The sequence below is a fragment of the Chryseobacterium gregarium DSM 19109 genome (genome assembly GCF_000430845.1).
GTDB lineage: Bacteria > Bacteroidota > Bacteroidia > Flavobacteriales > Weeksellaceae > Chryseobacterium > Chryseobacterium gregarium.
On the sequence record NZ_AUMU01000009.1, the window covers coordinates 41560 to 60375 of the forward strand.

The following is an 18816-nucleotide window of genomic DNA, read 5'->3' on the forward strand; positions in this document are numbered from 1 at the left end:
TCATTATTTATTTTGAATTAAATCAATCCGAACTGTTCAAAATGATGGGTAAAATGTTTTTTATGAATCAGTTCCCACATTTCTTTGTTTAATTTTCCGAAAACGAAATTCATGTGTTCTGCCTGCGGATTTTCTTTATAATAAACAGAGAATTTCTTCAGGTTATCCATGAAAGACTGTTTCGCCGCTTCAAGATTTTTATGCCTTAGATCCAATAACTTTTCATCTTCCGCTAAGAAAGGTGCCGGGAAATCTTTCGGCATTTTTCTGTGATTGTACAGAGAATCCTGCCATTTTTCCAACTGTTCTTCCGGTGTGAAACATTTATCGGCTTCCGGTTCGCCTAAACTTACCAAAACAGTAAAATCCAAATGCTCGATCATCTGCTGAGGTGACATTTCCCCCCAGTTTGGCTGCGTGCTTTCGGTTAAACCATTTAATGATTTCTGAATATTTTTTAGATTAAGATCAATAAAAGGAGACTTTTTCGCCACCAACGTTAAGATGGTCGCTACACATACGATCTCATCTCTCTGATTGACTACCTCAACCAGCCATTTAACTACGCCGGAAGGAATGTTTCTGCCTTTTACGCCACGGTTGATCTTTTCTTTTGCCGTTAAATAAACCGTCATCGTGTCTCCTGCATAAACAGGTTTGAAGAATGAACAGTTTTCCAATCCGTAATTTGCAATAACCGGCCCTTTTTTCCCTGAAACAAACAATCCGGCCGCTGCCGAAAGAATAAAATATCCGTGAGCAACGGTTTTATCGAAAATCGTTCCCGTTAAGCTGGTTGCATCGGTATGTGCATAAAAATGATCCCAGGAAACATTGGAGAAATTTACGATATCAGCGTCAGTAACCGTTCTGCCTGCTGTTTCCAGTGAATCTCCAACCTCAACATCTTCAAAATATTTCTGGAAAGGATGTTTATCTGCAAATTTTTTCTCGGCTCCCTGCTGATATACCTTTGTAATCGCTGTTAAAATATCCGGAGAACCCTGAATGGCTGTTTTCTGAAGGAAGAAATGAAGACCGTTCAGTCCGCCCATTTCCTCGCCGCCGCCTGCTCTTCCCGGGCCGCCGTGCATCAAAGTAGGAAGCGGAGAACCGTGACCTGTACTTTCTTTCGCATTGTCCCGGTTTAACACGAAAATTCTACCGTGCTGGGAAGCCATTTTCCAGGAAGTTTCTGCCACGAATTTCTCATCGTGAGAAACAATTGAACCTACTAAACTTCCTTTTCCTCTTTTTGCCAACGCCGCCGCTTCTTCCGCATCTTTGTAAGGCATTAATGTAGAAACAGGACCGAAAGCTTCGACGTCGTGAGAGATATTTTTAGTGAAAGGAGAATCATTTAAGAACAATTTCGGGCTCATAAATGCACCATTTTCATAATCTGCATCTACCAGTTCGTGTTTTCCGTCGTAGATCAGTTCTGTTTCAGCTTTCAGAAGATTTACTTTTCTCAACACTTCGTCATACTGCTGCTTTCCAACCAAAGAGCCCATTCTTGTTTCCCTGCTTAACGGATTTCCTATTTTCGTCTGATCCAATGCTTTAGACAAGGCATTCTGAACGTCGCCAACCAAATTTTCAGGTACAATAATCCTTCTGATTGCGGTACATTTCTGTCCGGCTTTTGTGGTCATTTCTGTACGGACTTCCTTGATGAACAAATCAAATTCAGGAGTTCCCGGCTTTGCATCCAATCCAAGAATCGAACAGTTTAAAGAATCCGCCTCCATATTGAAACGAACAGAGTTTCCTGAAACAGAAGGCAAAGCTTTTAATTTTCTACCCGTCGTTGCAGAACCTGTGAATAATACAGAATCTCCATCTTTAACATAATCCAAAATATTTCCCGGTTCACCACAAACTAATTGAAGTGCTCCTTCAGGAAGAACTCCACTTTCAATCATATCCTGAAAAACCGCATTGGTCAAATAAGAACCATAAGGCGAAGGTTTCACAATGGAAGGAACACCTGCCAGTAATGAAGTCGATAATTTCTCCAGCATTCCCCATACCGGAAAGTTGTAGGCATTAATCTGCACGGAAACACCTTCGCTCGGCGTTAGGATATGAGTTCCCAGGAACGTTCCGTTAGCCGAAATTTTCTGGGTATCACCGTCTACCCAGAACGGCGTGTTCGGAAGCATTCTCTTTGCCAGCCCTGAATAAGTAAAGAAAGTACCGAAACCACCTTCAATATCTACCCACGAATCTGCATGAGTCGCTCCTGTTTTATATGATAATTCGTAATATTTTTTCTTTCTTTCTAAAAGGTAAAGTGCTGCTTTTTTCAGCATTTCTCCACGATCGTAAAACGTCATGGATGAAAGGTTTTTGTAACCTACCGTTCTTCCGTAATCCAGAGCCTGCTCAAAATCCAGTCCTTCCGTATCTGAAACGGCAACCTGCTCGCCTGTCACGGCGTTGTACAAAGGAATCCCTGTTCCGGTTCCTTCTACCCATTCGCCATAGATATAGTTTTTAAGTTTGTTCATATTGTTTTTTACTTTTTCAATTAAATGTATTCAATAATTATTTTAAAGCTTTTCTGATTCCATAGTAGATTAAAAACAGGAGAATTGCGGCATCCAGAATCAAAACCGTATCAACGATGGTATTATAAATTTGTTGCTTTGATTCAAGTTTTTCAATTTTATCCCGGCTTGTAAATTCTAATAAATAGGCTGTCTCCAAAGATTCAACATAGAAGAAAAATCCTAAAACATTGAATTTGAAACCCAAAACCAATATAATAAACCCATATTTTTTAAGAAACTTTTCCAGTTTAATCATGACTGTTTTATTTCGGTTCCTGATAAGGAAACAATTTCACCAGACCTTCATACAGGCTTCTGTGAAGAATGGTGGCATGATTATCCATTTCCATCATTTTATATTCTACCGTCCAGTTTTTTTTATCTGATTTTTTAAGAATATTATACAAATCTTCTGCATCTTTTACCATCACCGGATGTTCCCCTTTTCCGACAGAAATGTAAATAAATTTCTTTTTGTCTGCTGATTTGGAAAGCAGCTGGGCAGACTGTTTCAAAAGGCTTTCATCATCCCACCATAAACTCGGACTGATAATAAAATAGTTATTAAAAAGTTCAGGTTTTTTCAACAAAATTTCCGTTGCCAAAAGCCCACCAAGCGATTGACCGAATAGATAAGCATCAGTTGTTTTAAACTGACTTTCGATGTAAGGTTTTAATTCTTTTTCAAGAAATCCAATAAACTTATCTGAATGTCCGGTTGTTGGATAATCTTTCTGCAGATCTTTTAAATCCGTATGAAATGTGAAGTCTCTTTTTCTGTCGATATTCGCAATTCCCACTACAATGGTTTCCGGCATGGAATACATTTGATTAAAGAACTGTACCAATCCTGTCACATGAATAAAATCTTCATTTATGCTCCCGTCCAGAAGATAGATAATCGGATAAGATTTTTTTTTATCAAAGCCTTGTGGAAGATAAATGTTTAATGTTCTATCTTCATTTAAGATCTTAGACTTGAATGTTCTGATTTCTCCGATATTCAGTGGCTTTAAACTTCCTTCTTGAGCGAAAACTATAGATTGAAATACAAACAAAATACTACAGAAAACAAGAATTTTTTTAATCATACTAAATTTTGTAAGGTTGGATTATTTAACATCATCCCATATACTATAATCAACAACTTTCGTAGGAATTTGCTGGACATATTCTGTAAACGGTTCGCAGGGCAGAATCGCTTCTTTTCCTTCTCTTGCCAGTTCCTGATAGAGTTTTGTGCCTTCTGTTTTCCATTTGATCATTTCATCAGAAACATCACGGATGATTTTTGCAGGACTTCCTACAATCAGTTTTCTTGCATCACATCTGAAATTGGCAGGAACAAATGCCAAAGCACCGATGATACATTCATCGCCGATAACGGCTTTGTCCATGACCACGGCATTCATCCCGACCAGACAGTTTCTTCCGATATGTCCGGAATGAATAATCGCACCGTGACCGATGTGTGCCGATTCTTCTAAAATGGTTTCAATACCCGGAAAGACGTGAAGCGTACAGTTTTCCTGTACATTCGCTCCGTCTTTGATGATAATCTTACCCCAGTCGCCGCGGATCACCGCATTGGGACCAATATAAACCTCTTCGCCGATTTCTACATTTCCGATAATCACCGCCTGTGGATGAACATAAGCGGAAGGTTTGATGATGGGGCGAATGCCGTGATATGAGTAAATGTTCATAATTTTTTAATTAAAAAATTAAATTTAACAATGTATCAATTTAATAGTTTACCAATTAAAATGCTTCGACAACTCCGGCATAATACTGGAATTGTTACATTGATACATTTTTATATTGTTACATTATTGAAAAAGTTATACTTTTTCAATGACCATTGCATAGCCCTGTCCGACACCGATACAAAGCGTACACAATGCATATTTTTTATTTTGTTTTTGAAGCTCGATAGCAGCCGAACCAATGATTCGAGCCCCGGAAACTCCCAGTGGGTGACCGATGGCGATGGCTCCTCCGTTTGGATTGATTCTTGAATCGTCATCCTGTAAACCTAAACTTCTGGTTACCGCTAAAGATTGAGCCGCAAAAGCTTCGTTCAATTCGATAATATCCATATCATCCAGTTCAAGATTTAATCTTTTCAACAGTTTTTGAGTCGCTTCAACAGGTCCGATTCCCATGATTCTCGGTTCAACACCGGCAACCGAAGATCCTAAAATCTTAGCTTTCGGTTTCAATCTGTATTTTTCAACGGCTTCCTCACTTGCTAAAATTAAAGCTGCTGCTCCGTCATTCATTCCTGACGCATTGCCGGCCGTTACCGTTCCTCCTTCTTTTCTGAACGCAGGACGGAGTTTTCCCAATCCTTCCATGGAAGAACTCGGTTTGATGAATTCGTCTTTATCGAAAACTTTCGGTTCGCCTTTTTTCTGTGGAATTTCAACTTGTATAATTTCTTCCGCCAGCCTTCCGCTTTCCTGGGCTTTTGTAGCTTTCTGCTGAGACCAAAGGGCAAATTTATCCTGGTCTTCACGGCTGATATTGTGCATTTCCGCCAAGTTCTCAGCAGTGTCTCCCATCGCGTCAACGCCGTACATTACCTTCATTTTGGGATTCACAAACCTCCATCCGAAAGTGGTATCAAACATCTGGCTGTCTCTGCCGAAAGCGGTACTTGGTTTCGACATCACGTACGGTGAACGCGTCATGTGCTCTACTCCACCCGCAATGTAAATCTCACCTTCTCCTGAAGCGATTGAACGGAAAGCATTGGCCACCGCCGACATTCCCGAAGCACACAATCTGTTTACGGTTTCACCTCCGATTTTATATGGAAGTCCGGCCAGTAACAGTCCCATTCTTGCAACGTTTCGATTATCTTCACCTGCCTGGTTAGCACATCCGAAAATAATATCCTCAATTTCCTCAACAGGAACTTCAGGGTTTCTTGCCACAATTTCTTTAAGGACAATGGCCGCCAGATCATCGGCTCTCACGTCTGATAATCCTCCGCTTAGTTTTGAAATGGGAGTTCTGATGTAATCTATGATGTATACGTTGTTCATTTTTTATTAGATTTTAGATACTAGATTTCAGATTTCAGACAAACATGAATCTGTTATCGGATATCTGATGTCTTTTACCTTTTATAATTCTGTAATTTTCTTTCCGATTTTATAGACTGTTCCGACAAATTTTGCAATCAGGTCGTTATTTTGATTGGTGATTTTAATGTCATAAACAGCCGTTTTTCTGGTGTTGCTTACCAAGATACTTTCAGCTCTGAACATATCGCCTTCTTTTCCGGCTTTGGTAAAATTGATGATACAGTTCAGGGCAACAGCTGCATCTCCGGTATTGTTGGATGAGAATGCCAGCGCAGAATCTGCAAAAGCAAATGTAACGCCGCCATGAACGGTTTTCAGCCCGTTGATCATCTCTTTTTTGATGGGCATTTCCAGTAAACAATAATTTTCTTTGACCTCGATCATCCTGATATTCATCCATTGGGAAAAATAGTCCTGATCGAACATATATTCTGCAACTTGTCTTGGATTCATTCTTTAATTTACATTGGTTATTTCTTCATATAATTCATCGGCCAGTTTATCATAAATGTTCATGGTTTTGCCGAGAATTACCTGTTCATACGAAAGGTTTTCTGAATGTGATGAATTTTCATTTGAATAAGAAGTATTTAGATCAATGCCATTTTCGTTGGCCAACCTGTTGATCAGTTCTTTATATTTTTCGTTAAATTTCCCCAGCAATTCAAGCTTTTCCTGATCATCTTCCATCAAAGAAAGTTCCTGAATGATGTATTCTTTTTCAATAAGAAGCCTTGTTTCCAATTCGGCTCGAAATCCGTCTATATCCATACTATCAATTTGAAAATTAAATCAATTCGAGAATTTGAAAATTAAAAATTATGGTAATTCATTTTCAAATTAACACATTTTCAAATTCTCTAACTTAATTTACTAAGCAAAGGGCTTTGCCTGTATCGTTCTTCCTGATATTCCTCATAAAGATTCTGCAGGGTTTCGGAGATTTTTGAATAGCCGATTTCCTTTCCCCAGGCCAATAAACCTTTCGGGTAATTTACGCCTTTCTGCATGGCCAGTTCCAGATCTTCATCGCTGGCAATGCCCAATCTTTTGGCTTCAACGGCTTCATTGATCAGCATGGAAATAATTCTTAAATAGATCTGCTGATATAAAGCTTCGTCTTTTTCTGCAACCGGATTTTGAGCATTTTCTGAATAATCATAAAACCCTTTTCCGGTTTTTCTGCCGTGAAGCCTGGCTTCAGACATTCTTTGCTGCAATAAAGACGGCTTATATTTCGGATCGTAAAAATAATCTTTGTAAACGGTCGTGGTTACTGAGAAATTCACATCCACACCGATGAGATCCATTAATTCAAATGGCCCCATTTTGAAGTTGCCTAATGTTTTCATGGCATCATCTATCTGTTCAGGAGTAGCGATGTTTTCTTCAACTATCCTCAATCCTTCACCGTAGTAAGGGCGGGCAATTCTGTTCACGATAAATCCCGGAATATCTTTAGCGATCACAGGTATTTTTCCCCAATCTCTCATGAGGCTGTACATTTTTTCGGCTAAAGATTTTTCGGTAATTAAAGACGGAATGATTTCAACCAAAGGCATCAAAGGAGCCGGATTGAAAAAGTGAATCCCGATGAAGCGTTCCGGTCTCTGCAATTCCGCACCGAGGGAGGTGATGGAAATGGATGACGTATTGGAACTGATCACACAGCTTTCCGAAACGTATTTTTCTAATTCTGTGAAAACCCTGGTTTTAATTTCTTTCTTTTCGATGATGGCTTCGATGACTAACTCGCAATCTCTGAAGTCTTTCAATTCTGCAGCGATGGAAATATTGGCTAAAATTTCAGTCATTTTTTCTGACGAAATTTTCTGCTTGTCGACCAATTTGATCAATGTCTTTTCCAAACCTACCGTTGCCGTTTCTACCTGTTTTGGGTTGGCGTCATAGACCCAGACCTTGCATCCGTTCGTTGCGGCTACCTGCGCGATGCCGATTCCCATCGTTCCGGCACCGATAATTCCTACATTTCTCATGTTGTATTATGTAAAATATATTATGTAAAAAGTATTTTAAAGTACGTTGTACATTTTACTTTCTACATGATACAATTTTTTTATTTCCCTTTATATTCAGGTTTTCTTTTTTGTAAAAAGGCTTGCACCCCTTCTTTGAAATCTTCTGTTTCGGCAGCTTTCTGCTGTAAGTCGCCTTCCAGCTCCAGCTGTTCTTTCAACGTATTGTGATAAGAATTGGCGAAAGCTTTTTTGGTCAGTTTTAAACCAACGGTCGGCATATTGGATACTTTTTCTAAAATTTCCATTGATTTGGAATTGAACTCTTCTTCAGCAAAAACCTCAGCTACCAAACCATACGATTTTGATTCTTCAGCCGATAATTTTTTCCCTGTGAATGCTAAGTAATTAGCCAATTGCCTCCCCAATAACTTAGGCAGGAAATACGTTCCGCCGGTATCAGGAATCAACCCGATATTTGAAAATGCCTGAGCAAAATACGCTTTGTTACTCGCCAAAACGAAATCGCAAATCAAAGCCAACATTGCACCCGCTCCTACGGCAGGACCGTTGACCAAAGCCACAACCGGTTTTTTACAATGGGTAATTTCCATTACCAGAGGATTGTAATAGTCGGTTACGATTTTTCTGATAATATCGTCATCATGATGCTCATTGCCTTGAACAAAAGCATCATCCAGATTCTGACCGGAACAGAATGCTCTTCCCCTTCCTGAAATCGCCACACATCTTACGGTCGGGTCATCACTGCATTCTTTTACAAAGTCCTTCAAGTCTGCTAACGAAGGCTTGGTTAAAGCATTCATTGTATCAGGTTGGCTGAGGTAAGCGATTTTTAATTTTCCGTCAAAATGAGATTCAATATCAAGTTGTGTGTACATAGTATTAATTTTTTAATTTGAAAATTAGTCAATTTGAAAATTCTTATTTCACTACTAATTTACTCATTTTCAAATTAGCACATTTTCAAATTGTTTAATGGCATTTAAAATAATCAAACGGCTCCAGACAGTCTAAGCATTGGTAAGAAGCCTTACACAAAGTAGACCCGAATCTGCTGATCTGTTTTGAATTCATAGAACCGCAACGGGGACATTTTTTCGGTTTCCCGATGTGATGTTCGTCGGCTCCTTTTTCAGGAGGTGAAATTCCGTAGACGCGGAGTTTTTCTCTCGCTTCATCCGTCAGCCAATCGGTGGTCCAGATCGGAAACATTTTGGTGACTACTTTGGCATCCCACCCGTTTTCTTTCATCAATTTGATGATGTCTTCCTCAATCGTAAACATAGCGGGACAGGCAGAATACGTCGGCGTAATGGTTACTTCACAAGAATTCTCGCTTGTAACTTTCGCTTCTCTTACAATACCCAATTCCACTATATTGATTACCGGAATTTCCGGATCGGGAACTAATTGTAATATTTCTAAAGGATTTTTCATTTATTAATTTGAGAATTAAAAAATTTGAGAATTTGAGAATTAAAAGCTGTCCGCCGTTTTCAAATTAACTCATTTTCAAATTAACTCATTGATTTTTTACCATGTACATCCCGGATACGCTCTCTGCATATATTGCAGCTCGCAAAGCATAAATCCGAAATATTCAGTATGGTATCCAGTTCTTGATTTTGGCTGCATGAAAGGATTTGCCGGATATTCCAAGCCAAAATCCTGAAAATCTTTTTGAGTAACCGAAAGAAAGTTTTGATACAGAACATCAACATTCGGAGCAATATTTAAAGCAATCAGATCATTTTCTCCTTCCACTTCCGCAAATAACCCTTTGGTATATTCCCAGATATTTTCGATGGATCTTTCCAGACGCCTTTTACTTTCTTCCGTTCCCTGCCCGAAAATCTTCATCCAGGAAGCAGCGTGTGTGTAATGATACCTTACTTCTTTCAATGATTTCTGGGCGATGGCGGAAAGTTCTTCATCGGCAGAACCAGACAGTGCTTCGTACATCAGTTTCTGATAGACAGAAAAAACATATACTTTCAGAATCGTCTGCGCATAATCTTCATTGGGAAGCTCTGTCCAGTGTGCATTTAAGTACTCATGTTCATATCTCAGGAAGGCGAGATCATCTTCAGTTTTACCGTTATCAACAACTCTTGAAGCGTACACATAAAAGTTATTGGCCTGACCAAGTTCATCCAAAGCAATGTTCGTCAATGCAATATCTTCCTCCAAGTAAGGACCTTCACCGCACCACGCTGACAGACGCTGTCCCATGATGAAACTGTCATCTGCTAATTTTAATAGATAATTATATAATGGGTTCATTGTTTAATTTTTGTAAAATGTAAAATGTCGGATGTACAATGTACATTTTACAGCCGACATTTTACAAAAGATTACATATTTTTTACATCGTTAGGAATATCGTAAAACGTCGGATGACGGTACAATTTGTCATCAGCCGGATCGAAGAATGCTTCTTTATCAATTCCTTCTGAAGTCACCATATATTTACTTGGAACTACCCAAACTGAGGTTCCCTCTTTTCTTCTGGTATAAACGTCTCTGGCATTCTGCAAAGCCATTTCTGCTGTTGGGGCCTGTACAATTCCAACATGTTTGTGGGACAATCCCGGTTTAGTCTGAATAAACACTTCCCACATATCTAAATTTGCCATAATTAAAATTAATTTAACAATGATTTACCAATTTGAGATGCTTCGACAAGCTCAGCATGACAATGCATATAATTGCTACATTTTTACATTGGTATATTTTTACATTGGTATATTTTTACATTGAAATTTTTTCCTGTTTTTCTGCAAAAGCAATTGCTGCTTCTTTTACCCAAAGGTTTTCCTGCTGTGCTTTTACTTTGGTCTGTAATCTTTTTTTGTTGCAGGGACCGTTTCCTTTTAAGATTTCCATGAATTCATCCCACGGAAGTTCCCCGAAATCATAATGTTGCCTTTCCTCATTCCATTTTAAATCTTTATCCGGAACGGTTAAGCCTAAAAATTCAGCCTGAGAAACGGTCACGTCGATAAATCTCTGACGAAGACTGTCGTTACTTTCCCTTTTAACTCGGTAATTCATAGAAATTTTAGAGTTGGGTGAACTGTCATCATTCGGGCCGAACATCATTAAAGCCGGCCACCAGAAACGATTCAATGAAGCCTGAGCCATTTCTTTCTGCTGCTTGGTTCCACGGCAAAGAGCCATCAAAATCTCGTATCCCTGTCTTTGGTGGAAAGATTCTTCTTTACAGATTTTCACCATTGCTCTTGAATAAGGACCGTAAGAATTCCCCATCAGCATCACCTGGTTCATGATCGCTGCACCGTCAACCAGCCAGCCGATGGCACCGATATCCGCCCAGCTCAATGTCGGATAATTGAATATACTTGAGTATTTCGCTTTTCCCTCCAGCATATCTTCATAGGTTGCATCCCGATCTGCCCTGATGGTTCCGTTTCCTAACGTTTCAGTAGCGGAGTACAGATATAAACCGTGACCTGCTTCATCCTGAACTTTAGCCAGAAGCGCCATTTTTCTTCTTAATGAAGGCGCTCTGGAAATCCAGTTGGCTTCCGGCAGCATCCCGACAATCTCAGAATGCGCATGCTGTGAAATCTGACGAACCAATAATTTTCTGTAATCATCGGGCATTACATCTTTCGGTTCCACTTTATTTTCGTCGTGTACGTATTGTACGAATTTTTCTAAGTCCATTTCTTTTGTTTTTGTAAAATGTAAAAATGTATTCATAAATACATCTTACATTAAGTCATTAATACAATTAAACGTCATAATTAAGCATCACCACATTCGTTGTCGGGTGGCACTGGCAAGTCAGAACGAAGCCTCTGGCTACTTCTTCTTCGGTAAGCGCGTAGTTTTTCTCCATGAACACTTCCCCTTCGAGAACTTCCGCTTTACACGTACAACATACTCCTCCCTTGCAGGCAAAAGGCACGGGAAGATTGTCTTTTAATGCTTTATCTAAGATACTCTCTTTTTTTGAATTCAGGTGGAATGAATATTCATCATCATCGATAATCACCGTTACCATACTTTCAATATTGGCAATGGCCTTGAATTCATCGCTCATTTCTGCAGAATCTTCTTCATCCGGAGCCGAGAAATATTCGAATAAAACCTGAATGGCAGGTACTTTTTTCTCTTTCTTTAAATAATCTGCGATCCCTTTAATCATCTCCGAAGGCCCGCAAATGAAAAATGTAGATTCCCGTACATCGATATCCGCATATCTTTCAAATAATATATCTAATTTTTCAGGAGAAATTCTTCCCTGAAAAATTGGATCCTCATGCTGCTCGCGGCTCACCAAATAGACGACTTTCAGTCTCCCGTTAAACTGTTCAACCAACTTATCGATTTCAGCCTTTTTCATCACATGGTTCATGCTTCTGTTGCTGTAGAACAGATACGCATTTGAATTAGGCTCCTGGTAAAGGCTTTCTTTGATATTTGACAACACCGGGGAAATTCCGCTTCCTGCCGCCAAACCGACATACGTTTTCACATTGGTCGGGTGATAAGACGTATTAAAGCCGCCCATGGGAGGCATCACTTCAAGAACTTCATCCATGTGAAGATGTTCATTGAAATAGCCGGAAACCTTTCCGTTCTCCAACAATTTCACCAATACTTCCAGCGTATTGCTTTTTTCACTCGGCGCATTGCAGATAGAATAAGAACGCCGCTCTTCGGTTCCGTCGATCATCATCCGGAAGTTAAGGTACTGCCCCTGCTTGAACCTGAATTTATCTTTCAGTTCCTCAGGAATTTCAACGGCTACATTTACCGCATTGTTGGTATCTTTCTGAACCCTTACCGTTTTTAATTTATAAAATGAATTCATTTTGCTTTTAGTATTCTATTAATTTTTCCACCTTCACACTTAGGCAAACTGTCCTGGGCATGAATGTTCACTTTCGTGGTGATTCCTACCCGCTTTTTTATTTCGCTTTCTATACTTCTCCCAAAGTTTCCGACAAAAACAGCATAATCGTCAGTATCAATTTGGATTTGTTGTGCTTTCACAAAGTCATCACCGATTTCCAGATCGATATCCAAAGCTACGCACATTTGCTCTTTCTCAATCGGTGTTAAATAATAATTCGGAACAACACCTTCTACATGAGAAAATGCTTCTTCAACCTGGCTTGGATAAACATTTACCCCTCTCACGATCAGCATATCATCAGCTCTTCCCAAAATCGGTTTCATTTTAACCATGGTTCTTTTGGCATTTTCCTCATAATAAAGGCTTGTTATATCGTTTGTCCAATACCGTAAAAGCGGCATTGCTTTTTTTGTTAAAGTCGTAATTACCAAAACGCCTTCTTCCCCGAAAGGAACTGGTTGTTTGGTAATCGGGTCTAAAATTTCAGGATAAAAATGGTCTTCCCAAATGTAAGAGCCTCCTTTTTCTTCAAAATCCTCCATCGAAACTCCGGGACCGATAATTTCGCTCAACCCGTAGATATTGGTTGCATGAACGCCCAATCTTTCTTCTATATGATGTCTGATGATTTCCGTCCATGGTTCTGAACCTAAAACGGCATATTTTAAACTGATTTCGTCTGCAGAAATCCCTCTTTTAGCAAATTCATCAGCAATGGTTAAAGCATAAGATGGCGAACAGCACAGCACTTCGGGCTTAAAATCGATGATTAAATCAACCTGTCTTGAAGTCATTCCACCTGAAATAGGCAGAACGCTCATTCCTAATTTTTCAGCACCGTAATGAAGTCCAAGACCGCCTGTGAAAATTCCGTAACCGTAAGCATTATGCAATTGCATTCCCGGCTTTGCTCCGGCCGCATTCAATGATCTTGCGACCACTTCACTGAATAAATCAACGTCTTCTTTCGTATATCCCACGACCGTCGGTTTTCCCGTTGTTCCGCTTGAACAGTGAATTCTTTGCAATTCATTCTTCGGAACGGTAAATAACCCGAACGGATAATTATCCCTTAAATCCTGTTTGTAGGTAATCGGCAGTTTTGAAATATCTTCGATGCTTTTTATTTCCCCAGTTGACCTTCCTGATTCCTCAAATTTTCCTTTATAAAAATCCGACTTCTCTTCAAGATAACCCACCAAATCCACCAATCTTTCCGACTGGAGCTGTCTCAATTGGTCGAGCTGTAAGTATTCAACTAAAAAATCCACATTCATCACTAACTAACATTTGTTAGGTGTAAATGTAAAAAGATTTTGTGACCTGACAAAATTTTTATGATTTTCGTCATATCTGCATAAATCTTAGCATTGAGCCTTTCGTTCTGAAGAGAATGAATAAATTAACGATCTCTAAGAATAACATGTATTCTTCCACTTCAGAATGGCAAGGATACAGTTTATGGTTTGTGATTTCCTAAAAGGCCGTAAAGGATTTTATCCCTTATTTCATCCGTGATTTCAGTGGTTGATTCAATGTTTCTTTTAAACCAGAAATAAGAGTTGTTTAATGTGTGAAGAATAAACCTTGTGGTAAAAGTGGGCGATTTGAGTTCCCAGTTTTCAGCCTGATAAATCTCAGAAATCAATTCTTCAACTTCCTGCTGGTATTTTTTTCTTAATTCTATAAATTCGGGAAGCCTTTCTTCCAGATGCTTCCACTCATTAGAATAAATATGTGTAACATCACGGTTTCTGAGCACTATTGATAAATGTTGATCGATGAATAAATTCAACTTATCTTTTGGATTGATGTCCGTGCTTTTTACGGTTTGGAGCCCGGTAAAGAAATCATTGGCAATCCCGAAGCAGATCCATTCCAGAATTTCTTCCTTTGAGCGGATGTGTGCATATAAGGAAGCCGCTTTAATATTGAGCTTTGTCGCCAAATCCCTCACGGAACTTCCCATGTATCCTTTCTCCTTGAAAAGTTCTACTGCAACATCTAATATTTTCCTTTGTTTTTCTTTAAGTTCCATCGATGACCGCAAAAATAACTATTTTGATCCAATCTGTAGTTTTTTTGAACAATAAACTTTTTTAAACGATATATTTAACTGACGATTTTTATATCAATTTCATTCAAATCATCACAAATAAGAAATTTTGTCTTTTAATTATAAATCCGAAATACATAATTCGGAAATTTTGTCCTGAATATTTACAAATTCAACAATAGAACACTTTTTGCGGTAATGGTTTCAGAATTAAATGATTGATGGACATTAAGAAATTGAGTTGGAAGATTGAGTTTCTTAATGTTTTTTAAAAAAGTAAAAACTCCAAAAAATATAAATATGAACTTAAATCAATATACCGTAAAATCGCAGGAAGCCATTCAGGCCGCACAGCAGGTGGCCATGGAATTTGGCAATCAAAGTATTGAACCGCAACATTTGCTTGAAGGAATTTTTCAGGTGGATGAAAATATATCGCCTTTCTTATTAAAAAAATCTGAAGCAGATGCTGCCTTGGTCAGAGAGCGCAACCGTGAGAATTTAGAAAAGCTCCCAAAAGTACAGGGAGGAAATATTTATCTTTCACAGTCGGCAAATAAAGTCTTGCTTGACGCACCCAATATCGCTAAAAAAATGGGTGATGAATTTGTCACCATCGAACATTTATGGCTTTCATTATTGGAAAGCGGTTCAGAAGTTTCGAAGATGCTGAAAGATATGGGCGTAACCAAAAGTCTTCTGGAAGGCGGAATTAAAGAATTAAGAAAAGGAAGCAAAGCGACTTCTGCAAGTTCGGAAGAAACGTATCAGTCCTTAAATAAATATGCTAAAAACTTTAATGAATTGGCTGCCGAAGGAAAACTGGATCCTGTAATCGGCCGTGATGAAGAAATCAGGAGGGTGCTGCAGATCCTTTCAAGAAGAACCAAAAACAACCCGATTCTGATTGGTGAACCCGGTGTCGGTAAGACGGCCATCGCCGAAGGGATTGCACATAGAATTATTTCCGGAGATATTCCTGAAAATTTAATGGATAAAACATTGTATTCATTGGATATGGGAGCGTTAATCGCCGGCGCAAAATATAAAGGTGAATTTGAAGAGCGTTTGAAATCTGTGATCAATGAGGTTACAAAATCTAACGGGCAGATCATTCTTTTCATCGACGAGATCCATACTCTGGTAGGAGCCGGAGGTGGTGAAGGCGCGATGGACGCGGCAAATATCCTGAAACCGGCTTTGGCAAGAGGGGAATTAAGAGCAATCGGTGCAACCACTTTAAATGAATATCAGAAATATTTCGAAAAAGATAAAGCATTAGAAAGACGTTTCCAGAAAGTGATGGTGGAAGAACCGGATACCGAATCTGCCATTTCCATCCTTCGTGGAATTAAAGATAAATATGAAGCGCACCACAAAGTAAGAATCAAGGACGAAGCGATTATTGCGGCAGTTGAAATGTCCCAACGGTATATTTCAGACCGGTTTTTACCAGACAAAGCGATTGATTTGATTGATGAAGCTTCAGCTAAACTGAGAATGGAAATCAATTCAAAACCTGAAGAACTGGATGTTCTCGACAGAAAACTGATGCAGATGGAAATTGAGCTGGCGGCTATTTCAAGGGAAGGAAACAAGACAAAAATCGAGCATTTAAAAGAAGATATTTCCAAAATTTCTGAACAGAGAAATGAGATTAATGCGAAATGGCTTAAAGAAAAACAAAAATCTGAGGATTTAACATCTATCAAAAAAGATATAGAATCCCTGAAACTGGAAGCCGAAAGAGCATCAAGAGCAGGAGATTATGCTAAAGTTGCAGAAATTCAGTACGGAAAAATAAAGGAAAAAGAAGATGCTTTGCAGAAACTTGAACTGGAGATGCAAAATCATCAGAATGAATTGATTAAAGAGGAAGTAACTGCAGAAAACATCTCTGAAGTAATTGCAAAATGGACGGGAATTCCGGTAACGAAACTTATTCAGTCAGAAAGAGAAAAATTACTTCATCTGGAAGATGAACTGCATCACAGGGTAGTAGGCCAAAACGAAGCCATTCAGGCTGTCGCAGATGCTATACGAAGAAACAGAGCGGGATTAAGCGACGAGAAAAAGCCCATCGGTTCATTCTTATTCTTAGGAACAACCGGAGTGGGTAAAACTGAGCTTGCCAAGGCATTGGCAGAATACCTTTTTGATGATGAAAACAACATGACGAGAATTGATATGAGTGAATATCAGGAACGTCACTCGGTTTCGAGACTGGTAGGTGCGCCTCCGGGATATGTCGGATATGATGAAGGCGGGCAATTGACGGAAGCGGTTAGAAGAAGGCCTTATTCAGTTGTGCTTCTGGACGAAATTGAAAAAGCGCATCCAGACGTTTTCAATACCTTATTGCAGGTTTTGGATGACGGCCGTTTAACAGATAACAAAGGCAGGGTCGTGAATTTCAAAAACTCGATTATCATTATGACTTCGAATTTAGGCTCGCACATCATTCAGGAGAATTTTGAGCATATTACGGAAGAAAATCAGGATGAAATTGTGGACAAAACCAAGATTGAGGTTTTCGATCTTTTAAAGCAGACCTTACGTCCGGAATTCCTGAACAGGATTGACGAAACGGTATTGTTCCAGCCTTTGAGAAAAAAGGAAATCGGAAAAATTGTAACGTACCAGTTGAGAGGTTTTAATGACCTGTTGTCAAAAAGGAACATCATCATGACCGCCACTCAGGATGCTTTAAATTATTTAACCAACAAAGGTTACGATCCGGTTTTCGGGGCAAGACCTTTGAAAAGAGTAATCCAGCAGGAAGTTCTCAATAAATTATCCAAAGAGATTCTGGCAGGAACCGTGAATGACGGTGACAGAATCACTTTAGATTATTTTGAAGAAACAGGTCTGGTTTTCCGACCTGCAGAAATATAAGTAGTTTTTTTCATATATATTATTTTTGTAATAAGTGCCGCAGATAAAATTCTGCGGCACTTATTTTTATTTTATAATGGACTGTCATATCAAGATGGTTACACCTCATACGGCTACTGTTAAATAATCATATTTTAGAATAAAACCAATCAATAAAAAACATATTTTAATACGATATAATCATTAATAATACAAAAGTATTATTGAATAAATAATAAAATAACTCAACAAATGTGTGAAATATTTGTATATTAATTCAAAATCATTTAATTTCATCACCGCAACAAAATATATATTTATGAAAAAGTTATTGTATGGAGTTCTTATGTTGAGCTTCTTGTCTGCCTGCAACAGCGACAACCTTTCAAACCCAAATGAAGAATCTGATAACCTGACTGCCCTACCGGGAGGTTCCGTTTTACAGAGAGGATGTGCTTCTGAAGAAATCAGGAAGATTGCCCTCAAGAACAGTTCTGAGCTCAGACAAAAGTATTCAGAGCTTGAATCCAAAACTGAAAAATTCGAAAATGACTTAAAGCTTGGAAGAGTATTATCCGATGGTACGGTAGAAATCCCGGTTGTAGTCAATGTTCTATACAGGACGTCCTCCGAAAACCTTTCTGATTCACGGATTGCAGAACAAATTGCTGTTTTGAATGCGGATTACGGCGGAACCAACAGTGACGCTTCTAACATACCTGCTGCATTCCAGGGTATAAAAGCCGGAGATGTAAAGGTAAGGTTCAGGCTGGCCAACACCGTGAGAAAAGCAACAACCAAAACCAGCTGGAGTGCCAATGATGCGATGAAGAAAGCGCCCAGTGGAGGGATTGATGCCACCAACCCATCCAATTACCTGAATATCTGGATTATCGGAAATATGGGCCAGACCTTAGGGTATGCCACATTCCCGGAATCTTCCGGATTATGGAATGACGGCGTAGTGATTGCGGCTCCCTATTTCGGAAAAACAGGCGCCTCATCTCCTTTTAATAAGGGAAGAACTGCTACCCATGAAGTAGGCCACTACCTGAACCTGAGACACATCTGGGGAGATGCCAACTGTGGAAATGACCTGGTATCAGATACGCCTACGCAAACCACAGCCAATTATGGAAATCCAAGCTACCCACTGTACAACACCTGCAGTGGCGTACAGAGATCCGTTATGTTTATGAATTATATGGATTATGTAGATGATGCGGCTATGTTTATGTTCTCTGCAGGACAGAAGACCAGAATGCAGTCGGTAGTAGCCTCTTCCGGTGCAAGATCGGGACTAAGACTTTATTAATCTTTTCATCATTTTTTTATAATTAAAATGGCGGCT

Annotated in this window: 18 protein-coding genes; 2 read left to right on the forward strand and 16 right to left on the reverse strand. The window is 39.1% G+C overall.

Annotated elements, in window-relative coordinates:
* Positions 1-17: 17 nt before the first annotated feature.
* From paaZ to H561_RS0111245, 16 genes are all read right to left on the reverse strand, one after another.
* The gene (paaZ, locus tag H561_RS0111170; protein ID WP_027387086.1) at positions 18-2513 is read right to left on the reverse strand and encodes a phenylacetic acid degradation bifunctional protein PaaZ; all 2496 of its coding nucleotides are present in this window, start codon (positions 2511-2513) and stop codon (positions 18-20) included.
* Between the two features lie 37 nt (positions 2514-2550).
* Complete coding sequence (locus tag H561_RS0111175) at positions 2551-2811, reverse strand: hypothetical protein (protein WP_027387087.1); 261 nt, start codon at positions 2809-2811, stop codon at positions 2551-2553.
* Positions 2812-2818: 7 nt separating this feature from the next.
* On the reverse strand, positions 2819-3646 hold the full coding sequence (locus H561_RS0111180; protein WP_027387088.1) for an alpha/beta hydrolase: 828 nt from the start codon (positions 3644-3646) through the stop codon (positions 2819-2821).
* 21 nt (positions 3647-3667) lie between these two features.
* Positions 3668-4261, reverse strand: a complete 594-nt coding sequence (locus tag H561_RS0111185; protein WP_027387089.1) for an acyltransferase — start codon at positions 4259-4261, stop codon at positions 3668-3670.
* A 135-nt stretch (positions 4262-4396) separates the two neighbouring features.
* On the reverse strand, positions 4397-5605 hold the full coding sequence (gene pcaF / locus H561_RS0111190) for a 3-oxoadipyl-CoA thiolase (protein WP_027387090.1): 1209 nt from the start codon (positions 5603-5605) through the stop codon (positions 4397-4399).
* 81 nt (positions 5606-5686) lie between these two features.
* The gene (locus H561_RS0111195; protein ID WP_027387091.1) at positions 5687-6100 is read right to left on the reverse strand and encodes a PaaI family thioesterase; all 414 of its coding nucleotides are present in this window, start codon (positions 6098-6100) and stop codon (positions 5687-5689) included.
* Between the two features lie 3 nt (positions 6101-6103).
* Positions 6104-6418, reverse strand: coding sequence for a hypothetical protein (locus tag H561_RS0111200; protein WP_027387092.1), 315 nt, complete (start codon positions 6416-6418; stop codon positions 6104-6106).
* Between the two features lie 89 nt (positions 6419-6507).
* Positions 6508-7644: a 3-hydroxyacyl-CoA dehydrogenase NAD-binding domain-containing protein gene (locus H561_RS0111205; RefSeq protein WP_027387093.1), complete on the reverse strand. Its 1137-nt coding sequence runs from the start codon at positions 7642-7644 to the stop codon at positions 6508-6510.
* 80 nt (positions 7645-7724) lie between these two features.
* Positions 7725-8525 (reverse strand): enoyl-CoA hydratase/isomerase family protein, encoded by an 801-nt coding sequence (locus H561_RS0111210; RefSeq protein ID WP_027387094.1) that lies wholly within the window; start codon positions 8523-8525, stop codon positions 7725-7727.
* A 94-nt stretch (positions 8526-8619) separates the two neighbouring features.
* Positions 8620-9084, reverse strand: a complete 465-nt coding sequence (gene paaD / locus H561_RS0111215) for a 1,2-phenylacetyl-CoA epoxidase subunit PaaD (RefSeq protein WP_027387095.1) — start codon at positions 9082-9084, stop codon at positions 8620-8622.
* A 96-nt stretch (positions 9085-9180) separates the two neighbouring features.
* Positions 9181-9930 carry a 1,2-phenylacetyl-CoA epoxidase subunit PaaC gene (paaC, locus tag H561_RS0111220; protein WP_027387096.1) on the reverse strand — a complete coding sequence of 250 codons (750 nt, stop codon included), beginning with the start codon at positions 9928-9930 and terminating at the stop codon, positions 9181-9183.
* Positions 9931-10001: 71 nt separating this feature from the next.
* Positions 10002-10283, reverse strand: a complete 282-nt coding sequence (gene paaB / locus H561_RS0111225) for a 1,2-phenylacetyl-CoA epoxidase subunit PaaB (RefSeq protein WP_027387097.1) — start codon at positions 10281-10283, stop codon at positions 10002-10004.
* Between the two features lie 115 nt (positions 10284-10398).
* On the reverse strand, positions 10399-11337 hold the full coding sequence (gene paaA, locus H561_RS0111230) for a 1,2-phenylacetyl-CoA epoxidase subunit PaaA (protein ID WP_027387098.1): 939 nt from the start codon (positions 11335-11337) through the stop codon (positions 10399-10401).
* A 67-nt stretch (positions 11338-11404) separates the two neighbouring features.
* On the reverse strand, positions 11405-12490 hold the full coding sequence (locus tag H561_RS0111235; protein ID WP_027387099.1) for a 2Fe-2S iron-sulfur cluster-binding protein: 1086 nt from the start codon (positions 12488-12490) through the stop codon (positions 11405-11407).
* Positions 12487-13806, reverse strand: coding sequence for a phenylacetate--CoA ligase family protein (locus H561_RS0111240; protein ID WP_027387100.1), 1320 nt, complete (start codon positions 13804-13806; stop codon positions 12487-12489). The genes H561_RS0111235 and H561_RS0111240 overlap by 4 nt, the downstream gene beginning before the upstream one ends.
* 188 nt (positions 13807-13994) lie before the next feature.
* Complete coding sequence (locus tag H561_RS0111245) at positions 13995-14573, reverse strand: TetR/AcrR family transcriptional regulator (protein ID WP_027387101.1); 579 nt, start codon at positions 14571-14573, stop codon at positions 13995-13997.
* 318 nt (positions 14574-14891) lie between these two features.
* On the opposite strand from H561_RS0111245, the gene clpB reads away from it, so the two are divergent.
* On the forward strand, positions 14892-17486 hold the full coding sequence (gene clpB, locus H561_RS0111250) for an ATP-dependent chaperone ClpB (protein ID WP_027387102.1): 2595 nt from the start codon (positions 14892-14894) through the stop codon (positions 17484-17486).
* A 298-nt stretch (positions 17487-17784) separates the two neighbouring features.
* Positions 17785-18780: a zinc metalloprotease gene (locus H561_RS0111255; RefSeq protein ID WP_027387103.1), complete on the forward strand. Its 996-nt coding sequence runs from the start codon at positions 17785-17787 to the stop codon at positions 18778-18780.
* Positions 18781-18816: the final 36 nt, after the last annotated feature.

Bases quoted from the DNA above. Each gene is read 5' to 3' on its own strand.
- paaC (WP_027387096.1), bottom strand. From the start codon at position 9,930: ATGAACCCATTATATAATTATCTATTAAAATTAGCAGATGACAGTTTC.
- H561_RS0111180 (WP_027387088.1), bottom strand. From the start codon at position 3,646: ATGATTAAAAAAATTCTTGTTTTCTGTAGTATTTTGTTTGTATTTCAA.
- H561_RS0111195 (WP_027387091.1), bottom strand. From the start codon at position 6,100: ATGAATCCAAGACAAGTTGCAGAATATATGTTCGATCAGGACTATTTT.
- H561_RS0111245 (WP_027387101.1), bottom strand. From the start codon at position 14,573: ATGGAACTTAAAGAAAAACAAAGGAAAATATTAGATGTTGCAGTAGAA.
- H561_RS0111200 (WP_027387092.1), bottom strand. From the start codon at position 6,418: ATGGATATAGACGGATTTCGAGCCGAATTGGAAACAAGGCTTCTTATT.
- H561_RS0111205 (WP_027387093.1), bottom strand. From the start codon at position 7,644: ATGAGAAATGTAGGAATTATCGGTGCCGGAACGATGGGAATCGGCATC.
- H561_RS0111255 (WP_027387103.1), top strand. From the start codon at position 17,785: ATGAAAAAGTTATTGTATGGAGTTCTTATGTTGAGCTTCTTGTCTGCC.
- paaD (WP_027387095.1), bottom strand. From the start codon at position 9,084: ATGAAAAATCCTTTAGAAATATTACAATTAGTTCCCGATCCGGAAATT.
- H561_RS0111175 (WP_027387087.1), bottom strand. From the start codon at position 2,811: ATGATTAAACTGGAAAAGTTTCTTAAAAAATATGGGTTTATTATATTG.
- paaB (WP_027387097.1), bottom strand. From the start codon at position 10,283: ATGGCAAATTTAGATATGTGGGAAGTGTTTATTCAGACTAAACCGGGA.
- H561_RS0111185 (WP_027387089.1), bottom strand. From the start codon at position 4,261: ATGAACATTTACTCATATCACGGCATTCGCCCCATCATCAAACCTTCC.
- H561_RS0111235 (WP_027387099.1), bottom strand. From the start codon at position 12,490: ATGAATTCATTTTATAAATTAAAAACGGTAAGGGTTCAGAAAGATACC.
- pcaF (WP_027387090.1), bottom strand. From the start codon at position 5,605: ATGAACAACGTATACATCATAGATTACATCAGAACTCCCATTTCAAAA.
- clpB (WP_027387102.1), top strand. From the start codon at position 14,892: ATGAACTTAAATCAATATACCGTAAAATCGCAGGAAGCCATTCAGGCC.
- H561_RS0111210 (WP_027387094.1), bottom strand. From the start codon at position 8,525: ATGTACACACAACTTGATATTGAATCTCATTTTGACGGAAAATTAAAA.
- paaZ (WP_027387086.1), bottom strand. From the start codon at position 2,513: ATGAACAAACTTAAAAACTATATCTATGGCGAATGGGTAGAAGGAACC.
- paaA (WP_027387098.1), bottom strand. From the start codon at position 11,337: ATGGACTTAGAAAAATTCGTACAATACGTACACGACGAAAATAAAGTG.